We start from the raw sequence: 782 nt of genomic DNA, 5'->3' as shown, positions 1-782 counted from the left end.
ATAACTACTTCTCTAATACAAATACTACTTCTTTTCTTAGCAACATTAACTTTAAGACTGTAAAATACTTCACCATTAGTGCTTTTTTCTTTTGATATATCAGCAAGTTTGACATTTTGTATCTCAACTCCTCTACAACCAGTTATTGATAGTATGTAAACAAACCATCCAGATATTGGATCTAAAATTTTAAGTTTTTCTATGCATCGTTTTACTAGTTTTATTGTCTTTTCATTTAAATAGAATCTTATGGGAATAGATTTAGGTTTTGTGGATTTATTTTTTGTTTGACTTTTGATTATAGATAGTTCTTTATGTAATATTTCGTTTTCTTTTACTAGGTCTCCAATAGTTTTATTAATTTTATTAGCTAAATTCAAGTTAGTATCATTCATTAAGTTCATATATTAACTAATCATTTTAAAAAATATAAAATAGTCAAATAATATGTTAGCAAATACTAATAGCTTAAGTCAAATTTTGAAGGTTATCATTGTATGTAAAATATGGTGTGAGGATTGGTTGTAATTAGCTAAGAGTATGTTTTTAAGCAATTGAGGTTAATATTTATACAATACTTTATCCTAGCTTTAACAAATACTTATATTTTTGCTCTACAAATATCCTATTTCCTATTTTCGTAGTTTGTAACTTTGCAATGAGAGCATACAAAGTCCATCTTTTCATTCTTAACTCTCCTTTTACTTTCGGTTAACACAAAGTCAACTTCCTTTACTTTTTATAACCTTTTAATTTATTTCCTTACTCTCTTTTTGCTTATT

General features: G+C 25.4%; 1 pseudogene. It reads right to left on the bottom strand.

Going from position 1 to position 782, the window contains the following annotated elements:
* Window positions 1-404 (bottom strand): annotated as a pseudogene (locus tag U881_RS0101370) (site-specific integrase); the annotation flags it as partial.
* Window positions 405-782: the final 378 nt, after the last annotated feature.

The organism is Borrelia persica No12 (genome assembly GCF_000500045.1).
In the GTDB taxonomy this organism is placed as follows: Bacteria; Spirochaetota; Spirochaetia; order Borreliales; family Borreliaceae; genus Borrelia; species Borrelia persica.
The sequence above is the reverse complement of the archived record's forward strand: the minus strand, read 5'-3'. Positions and strand labels throughout refer to the sequence as shown.